This is a genomic window from Pseudomonas sp. HMWF006 (assembly GCF_003061205.1).
GTDB lineage: Bacteria > Pseudomonadota > Gammaproteobacteria > Pseudomonadales > Pseudomonadaceae > Aquipseudomonas > Aquipseudomonas monsensis.
This window is the reverse complement of record NZ_QAIU01000307.1, coordinates 1-5899: the sequence shown is the minus strand read 5'-3', so window position 1 is coordinate 5899 and position 5899 is coordinate 1. Positions and strand designations below refer to the sequence as shown.

At 60.8% G+C, this 5899-nt stretch carries 5 protein-coding genes; 4 read left to right on the top strand and 1 reads right to left on the bottom strand.

Annotation, left to right across the window (positions count from 1 at the left end):
• The 3 genes from DBR24_RS12615 to DBR24_RS12605 form a co-directional block, all read left to right on the top strand.
• Window positions 1-1579 (top strand): ATP-binding protein (locus DBR24_RS12615; RefSeq protein ID WP_256591436.1); only part of this gene is annotated, 1579 nt, incomplete at its 5' end.
• Window positions 1579-2907 (top strand): sigma-54 dependent transcriptional regulator, encoded by a 1329-nt coding sequence (locus tag DBR24_RS12610; RefSeq protein ID WP_128614923.1) that lies wholly within the window; start codon window positions 1579-1581, stop codon window positions 2905-2907. The genes DBR24_RS12615 and DBR24_RS12610, both read left to right, overlap by 1 nt.
• A gap of 382 nt (window positions 2908-3289) precedes the next feature.
• Entirely contained in the window at window positions 3290-4609 is a 1320-nt protein-coding gene (locus DBR24_RS12605) for an MFS transporter (RefSeq protein WP_128614922.1), read from the top strand.
• Between the two features lie 150 nt (window positions 4610-4759).
• Here DBR24_RS12605 and DBR24_RS12600 read toward each other — a convergent pair whose 3' ends face one another.
• Entirely contained in the window at window positions 4760-5515 is a 756-nt protein-coding gene (locus DBR24_RS12600; RefSeq protein ID WP_123466341.1) for a hypothetical protein, read from the bottom strand.
• A 20-nt stretch (window positions 5516-5535) separates the two neighbouring features.
• Between DBR24_RS12600 and DBR24_RS12595 the strand changes: the two genes are divergently transcribed.
• On the top strand, window positions 5536-5745 hold the full coding sequence (locus DBR24_RS12595) for a hypothetical protein (RefSeq protein ID WP_128614921.1): 210 nt from the start codon (window positions 5536-5538) through the stop codon (window positions 5743-5745).
• The last annotated feature ends 154 nt before the right edge of the window (window positions 5746-5899 follow it).

Sequence of the window (5899 nt, the reverse complement as noted above, 5' to 3'; positions counted from 1 at the left end):
CTACCGTGCCCTGCCGGCGGTGCTGGCGCTGGATCCACAGTTGCGTGCGGCGCTGGCCGGTCCCGTGGATGCCGAGGAACAATCGGCGCTGAATCTGAAACTGGAAAAGATCAACGGCGCGGCGCAGTCCTCGACCCTTGAACTGCTCGATCACACGGGCCTCGCCGTAGCGGCCAGCAACTGGCGTCTACCGAGCAGTTACGTCGGTCACAACTACGGTTTCCGGCCTTACTTCAACCAGACCCGCACCCAGGGCAGCGGGCGCTTTTATGCGGTAGGCGTGACCAGCGGCATTCCCGGTTATTTCCTCTCCAGCGCCGTGCTGGGCGACAAGGACGAGTTCCTCGGGGCGATGGTGGTCAAGCTGGAATTCCCTGAACTTGAACGCGAATGGAGTCAGGGCACTGACACCCTGCTGGTCAGCGATGCCCGCGGCATCGTCTTTATCGCCAACCAGCCCGGCTGGCGCTATCGCTCATTGCGGACGTTGAACAGCGCCGATCTGGCCGAGATCAAGGCCACCCGTCAGTACGATAAACAGGCGCTCGTACCCTTGACTCACCTGTCGCTGCGGCGCTTCGATGACAACAGCGATCTGCGCCGGGTCGAAGGTCCGCAAGGCACTGCGGATTATCTCTGGGAATCGCTGCCGCTCAGCACCGAAGGCTGGACCCTGCATCTGCTGCGACGCCCGCAAGTGGCATTCGAAGACCTGCGCAACGCCGGCCTGGCCGCCGCCGGAGTGTGGCTGGCGCTGGTGTTTCTGCTGCTGTTCCTCAACCAGCGCTGGCGTCTGGCGAAGTTGCGCCAGCGCAGCCGTGAAGAGCTTGAACAGTTAGTCGAAGAGCGCACCCGTGACCTGCGCACCGCGCAAGAGGGGCTGGTGCAATCGGCTAAACTCGCCGCACTCGGGCAAATGTCCGCCGCCCTCGCCCACGAGATCAATCAGCCGCTGACCGCTCAGCGCATGCAACTGGCGACCCTGCGCCTGCTGCTCGATCATGGCCGCGTCGACGACGCCTACAAGGCGCTCAAACCGGTGGACGAGATGCTCACGCGCATGGCCGCCCTCACCGGGCACCTGAAAACCTTCGCGCGCAAAAGCCCAAGCGGGTTGCGCGAGCGGCTGGATCTGGCGACGGTGGTCGATCAGTCGCTGCAGTTGCTCGATGCGCGGCTGCGTGACGAACAGGTCAGCCTGGTGCTGCACCTGACCCGCCCGGCGTGGATGCGCGGCGATGCCATCCGTCTCGAACAGGTGCTGATCAACCTGCTGCGCAACGCCCTCGATGCAATGCACGGCAAACCGTGCAAGCGCCTGGAAATCCGCCTGCAAGCCGATGAACAGTTGTGGCGCTTGAGCGTGATCGACAACGGCGGCGGGATTGCCGAAGAACACCTGAGCCAGGTGTTCGATCCGTTCTTCACCACCAAACCGGTGGGCGACGGACTGGGGCTTGGACTGGCGGTCTCGTTTGCCATCGTGCATGAATCCGGCGGCCGCCTGAGCGTCGAGAATGGTGACAGTGGCGCGGTGTTCACCCTGACTTTGCCGATCGATCTGGAGGCGCATATCTGATGCTCAACTCAGTGATGGTGGTCGATGACGAAAGCAGCATTCGCAACGCCGTCGAACAGTGGCTGAGCCTGTCGGGATTCGACGTGCAGCTGTTCAGCCGCGCCGAAGAATGCCTCGCCGCCCTGCCCGCGCACTTTGCCGGGGTGATCCTCAGCGACGTGCGCATGCCCGGTATGGACGGGCTGGCGTTATTGGCCGACGTGCAGAAGCGCGATGCCGACCTGCCGGTGATTCTGCTCACGGGGCACGGCGATGTGCCGATGGCCGTCGAAGCGATGCGCGATGGCGCCTACGACTTTCTGGAGAAACCGTTCAGCCCGGAAACCCTGCTCGGCAGCCTGCGCCGCGCCCTTGAGAAACGTCGGCTGGTGCTGGAAAACCGCGCCCTGCACGAGCAGGCCGATCACCGCGCCCGACTCGACGCGACGCTACTCGGCGTGTCCCGTGGCTTGCAGACCTTGCGTCGGCAAGTGCTGGAGCTGGCCGCGCTGCCGGTCAACGTGTTGATCCGTGGCGAGACTGGCAGCGGCAAGGAACTGGTTGCGCGTTGCCTGCATGATTTTGGCTCCCGAGCGGACAAACCCTTCGTCGCCCTCAATTGCGCGGCGATCCCTGAACAGTTGTTCGAGGCCGAACTGTTCGGCCACGAGAGCGGTGCCTTCACCGGTGCATCGGGCAAGCGCATCGGCAAACTCGAATACGCCGATGGCGGCACGCTGTTCCTCGATGAAATCGAAAGCATGCCGCTGGCCCAACAGGTGAAACTGTTGCGGGTGTTGCAGGAGCAGAAACTCGAACGCCTGGGCTCGAACCAGAGCATTCGCGTGGATCTGCGCATTGTCGCGGCGACCAAACCCGACCTGCTCGACGAAGCCCGGGCCGGACGTTTTCGGGAAGACCTGGCGTATCGCCTGAACGTCGCCGAACTGCGTTTACCGCCGTTGCGTGATCGTCGCGAAGACATTCCGCTGTTGTTCGACAACTTCGCCCAAAGCGCCGCGCAGCGCCTGGGGCGGACGTTTGCGCCATTGAGCGGCGCGCAGTTGAGTCACCTGCTCAGCCATGACTGGCCGGGGAATGTGCGCGAACTGGCCAACGTTGCCGAACGCCAGGTGCTGGGGCTGGATGAGCCGGTGCAAGGAATCGATCCGGGCCAGTCCCTCGCCGCGCAGCAGGAAGCGTTTGAAGCGCAGTGTCTGCGCGCGGCATTGACCCGGCACAGGGGCGATGTGAAAGCGGTGCTCGAAGAACTGCAACTGCCGCGCCGCACGTTCAATGAAAAGATGCAGCGACATGGGTTGAGCCGGGAGATGTTTTTGGCTGAATGAGGGCGGGTCGGGATTTTTGGTGTGGCCGGGATCCATCCCCCTCACCCCAGCCCTCTCCCCCAAGGGGTAGAGGGAGAGGGAGCCGATCTTTGTGCTATTCAAACCTGAGTTCGACTCGATATCTCAGGCCGGTGCACCTCGAACAATCCACTCGGTCAGTCCCCTCTCCCTCCGGGAGAGGGCCAGGGTGAGGGGCTTCTGATCTTCGCCCCAATGAGCGGAAATCCGCTCATCAAACCAAATCTTTCGGCGATATCCCGCTCACCCAATCCCGTCACCCCCTCTAAACCGGCCCTCCCCCCGTTGGCACAGCTCCTGCTACAGCCCCCGCAGGCTGCGTTTCGACGCGCTCCACAAAAACAATTAAACGAAGGATCCTTCAATGGATAACTCCAACGCCCTGCCTCTTGGGTCGGCGGCCGTGCCGGCCAAAGAAAAAACCACAGCCAGCCGGATCAAATCGATCTTCAGCGGTTCTGTCGGCAACATGGTCGAGTGGTACGACTGGTATGTGTATGCCGCCTTCTCGCTGTACTTCGCCAAAACCTTTTTCCCCGCCGGTTCCTCCACCGCGCAACTGATGAACACCGCCGCGATCTTCGCCGTGGGTTTTCTGATGCGTCCGATCGGTGGCTGGCTGATGGGCCTGTACGCTGACAAGGTCGGCCGCAAGAAAGCCCTGATGGCCTCGGTCTACCTGATGTGCTTCGGCTCGCTGCTGATCGCCCTCAGCCCGAACTACGAAACCATCGGTATCGGCGCGCCGATCCTGCTGGTGTTCGCCCGCCTGCTGCAAGGCCTGTCGGTCGGTGGCGAATACGGCACCTCGGCGACCTATCTCTCGGAGATGGCGACCAAGGAACGTCGCGGCTTCTTCTCCAGTTTCCAGTACGTGACCCTGATTTCCGGCCAGCTCATCGCGCTGGGCGTGTTGATCGTGCTGCAGAACGTGCTGACCACCGAGCAACTGTACGCGTGGGGCTGGCGTATTCCGTTCGCCATCGGCGCGCTGTGTGCCATCGTGGCGCTGTACCTGCGTCGTGGCATGGAAGAAACCGAGTCGTTCACCAAGAAAGAAAAGTCCAAGGAAAGCGCGATGCGCACCTTGCTGCGCCACCCGAAAGAGCTGTTGACCGTGGTCGGCCTGACCATGGGCGGCACCCTGGCGTTCTACACCTACACCACCTACATGCAGAAATACCTGGTGAACACCGTCGGCATGAGCATCTCCGACTCGACCACCATTTCTGCCGCCACGCTGTTCCTGTTCATGTGCCTGCAACCGATCATCGGTGGCCTGTCCGATAAAATCGGTCGGCGTCCGATCCTGATCGCCTTCGGCGTGTTGGGGACGATCTTCACCGTGCCGATCCTGATGACCTTGCACACGATTCAGAGCTGGTGGGGCGCGTTCTTCCTGATCATGGCGGCGCTGATCATCGTCAGCGGCTACACCTCGATCAACGCAGTGGTGAAAGCCGAATTGTTCCCGACCGAAATCCGCGCGCTGGGCGTCGGCCTGCCGTACGCACTGACCGTGTCGATCTTCGGCGGTACCGCCGAATACATCGCGCTGTGGTTCAAGAGCATCGGCATGGAGACCGGTTACTACTGGTACGTGACGGCGTGCATCGCGGTGTCGTTGCTGGTGTACATCACCATGAAAGACACCCAGAAGCACTCGCGGATCGTGACTGACTGATCGGTGTAGATTCAGTCACCATTGTGGTGATTGTTCTGGCCCCTTCGCGAGCAAGCTCGCTCCCACAGTGGTCGGTGGTGTTCACATATTCTGTGGGCACCCCATTACCCTGTGGGAGCGAGCTTGCTCGCGAATGAGGTCAACTCGGTATTAAGTCAACTCGGCAACCTGCGGCTTGCCATAACGTTTCTGCGCATACGACGCCCCGACAATCATCACCAGAAGAATCCCCGCCAGCACCGCCGACGAACCGATGGTGCCAAAGTCCAGCCCGCCCTTCTCGTGGGACTTGGTCATCAAGTCACCCAAGGTCGCACCGAACGGCCGGGTCAGCACGAACGCCACCCAGAACAGCACCACCGTGGAAATCTTCGTGAAGTATTTCAGCAGCACGACCACGGCAATCGTCGAGCCGATCAGCAACGCGCCACCGGCAAACCCCAGGCCCGAATCATCTGCCAGGTAGTCACCGAGCGCAGTGCCGAGGGTGTTGGAGAACAAAATCGCCATCCAGTAGAACATCTCGCCACGGAAGGTCTGCACCTTGCTGACGTTGAGCGAATCACCGCTCAGGCGCCACGCGGCGAAGATCGCCAGCAGGATCGCAATCAGGATCATCGACCCGGTGGCATACCCCAACTCGAGGGTGCGGTCCATGAAGTCGGACATGGTGGTGCCGGCGGTGCTGGTGGACAGGATCACGATCCAGTACAGCAACGGCTTGTAGGTCTTGGCCATCAGTTGCGTAATCAGGGTCAGGACGAACACGCTGATCAGAATAAGCGAGCTGATGGCATAGCCGACATTGAGGGTCATCGACAGCAAATCCCCCGCGGTTTCCCCCAGGGTCGTCGCACAGATTTTCATGACCCAGAAGGCCAGGGTGATTTGAGGAAGTTTGTTCATTGCACGTAAGGCTCCAGTGTATGACGGCCGGTTCTTGGTCTTCTGGCCGGGGGCAGACTGGCGTTGCAGGGGTGAAAAAGCGGTCGGGAAAGTATGAAAAAACTGTCACACAGGGAAAAACAGCGATTAATCCTGCCGCTGCATCCTGCAAACACCTGATCAATGACCTGCGCGACGCTCGCTTCGACGGCGAAAGCGATTTCGATGCGCCGGCCTTAATATCAACTTAATTGATTGTTTTTAGCATTAATTTGCGCCTTTTAATCAAATTAACTGGCGTAGCATGAAACCCATGCAAGACACACCCGCCAACGAATCTGGAGTAAACGACATGAAAACCCGACTGATCCTCGCCCTGACCCTGTCCGTACTGGCCGCCAATAC